The organism is Hydrogenophaga sp. LT287, from assembly GCF_055702805.1.
This window is the reverse complement of the sequence record NZ_JBVPZC010000009.1, coordinates 1-1,717: the sequence shown is the minus strand read 5'-3', so window position 1 is coordinate 1,717 and position 1,717 is coordinate 1. Positions and strand designations below refer to the sequence as shown.

The following is a 1,717-nucleotide window of genomic DNA, read 5'->3' as shown; positions in this document are numbered from 1 at the left end:
CGTACCGTGTTGCGCGACAGGCCCGTGCGCTTGGCGATCTCATGCAACGACATCTTGTCGCGCAGGTACATCCGACGAATTCTTCCCAACATTTCCTTGGGTGTCACCCTCTTTGCCCCCTGCCCAATAATTGAGCAAGGCAAGTTAAACACCTGGGTCAGTTTTCAGTCGGCACAGTGGCCTGGGGTGGGTCAGTTTTCGGGCGGCGGCAACACGCGTTCTCGTGCGTGAGTTTGTCCAGCAGCGCGCTCTGGTGGCGCAGTTGCGTCATGAGGCGCGTGGTCAGCTCACGCAGCTCTTGTGCGCTCAGGCTCTGCAGGGATTGAGGCTCGACCACCATGGGTATTCACTGTGCCAGCACTGGCACGCGCGCACCATTGGCGCATGCCCCAATTGGCAAGCACCGGTCTGCGCTTCAGAGTCAGACCACGGTGATGACACCACCGTCGGCCAGGCGCTGCCAGGGCAGGCCCAGCACCAGCGCATCAAACTGCGCACGGGTCAGCGCGGCGGTGCTGGCCGTATCACGCGGCCAGACGAACTTGCCGCTGTTCAGGCGCCGCGCCGCCAGCCACACACCGATGCCGTCGTGCACCAGCACCTTCATGCGGTTGGCGCGCCGATTGGCGAACAGGTACGCGTGGTGCGGGTGCGCTGCGCCGAAGACCGACACCACACGGGCCAGCGCTGATTCGGTGCCCGCTCGCATGTCCAGCGGTTCGGTGGCCAACCACAAGGCATCCACACGTATCATTTGAGCAACTCTCGCATCCACACCGAGCAATGCTCGGCCGCGGCCAGCGGCCAGGTCACGCAGACGTTGGTAGCGCCACGGCGCACCTCGATTCGGATGTCTGGTGCGGGTGCGAACGCGAGAGGTGGCATCGGCACCGGAACGAATGCGGGAGCCTGCGGGGCAGGCAGCGCACCACCACTTTGGCTGCGCCACTTGTGAACAACATTGGCGTTGATGCCGTGGGACAGGGCAATGCGGGCCACCGAGGCACCCGGCTCGGCGCACTGAGCGAGGATCTGCTGTTTGAGCTCGGCGCCGTACCGCCGGCGGGTCTTCTTCTTGGCTTCATTCATGGTGTCCACCTATTTCGTTTGGTGGACACCATCGTTGCCGCTTAAGCCAAGATCTTCAAGGGTGGGATGACCGCGCGCTTACGCGCAACTGCACGAGGGCGACCGAGTGTGTACAGGGCCCCTATCTGGCATGCACACCCAAGCACATTACCGGATACCGAACTCACGGCCTATCGGCGCGAACTATTTAAGAATCCAGAAAGCCCAAACCCCCAGGTACACGGGGTACGAGGGGGTTTGGGGGGCTGGTAAGAGCCTGACGATGACCTACTTTCACACGGGAATCCGCACTATCATCGGCGCAAAGTCGTTTCACTGTCCTGTTCGGGATGGGAAGGAGTGGTACCAACTTGCTATGGTCGTCAGGCATAAAGGGTTGCCGCTGCAGCACGAGGGTGCTACGGCGACGAATTCATAGAGCTTCGAATCAGCTGTCTTTTTGATTGCTGCCAACGTTATGGATCAACGGTGTTGAATTCCATAAGGGCATAACAAGACTACAAACGGTTGTGTATTGTAGTCGGGTGACATTCAACTGTTGATGGATTAGATCAAAGTTATAGGGTCAAGCCTCACGAGCAATTAGTACTGGTTAGCTTAACGCATTACTGCGCTTCCACACCCAGCC

3 protein-coding genes and 1 rRNA gene are annotated in these 1,717 nt (G+C 59.8%); all 4 read right to left on the bottom strand.

The genetic code is table 11. The annotated features are described in order from the left end of the window. Positions 1-157 precede the first annotated feature (157 nt). Positions 158-340 carry a hypothetical protein gene (locus AC0GNR_RS09090; protein WP_472900640.1) on the bottom strand — a complete coding sequence of 61 codons (183 nt, stop codon included), beginning with the start codon at positions 338-340 and terminating at the stop codon, positions 158-160. An 81-nt stretch (positions 341-421) separates the two neighbouring features. Then, positions 422-745 carry an IS66 family insertion sequence element accessory protein TnpB gene (gene tnpB / locus AC0GNR_RS09085; RefSeq protein ID WP_472900639.1) on the bottom strand — a complete coding sequence of 108 codons (324 nt, stop codon included), beginning with the start codon at positions 743-745 and terminating at the stop codon, positions 422-424. A 5-nt stretch (positions 746-750) separates the two neighbouring features. Continuing rightward, positions 751-1,089 (bottom strand): IS66-like element accessory protein TnpA, encoded by a 339-nt coding sequence (gene tnpA, locus AC0GNR_RS09080; protein WP_472900638.1) that lies wholly within the window; start codon positions 1,087-1,089, stop codon positions 751-753. A gap of 254 nt (positions 1,090-1,343) precedes the next feature. Further along, a 5S ribosomal RNA gene (gene rrf, locus AC0GNR_RS09075) occupies positions 1,344-1,456 on the bottom strand. Positions 1,457-1,717 lie beyond the last annotated feature (261 nt).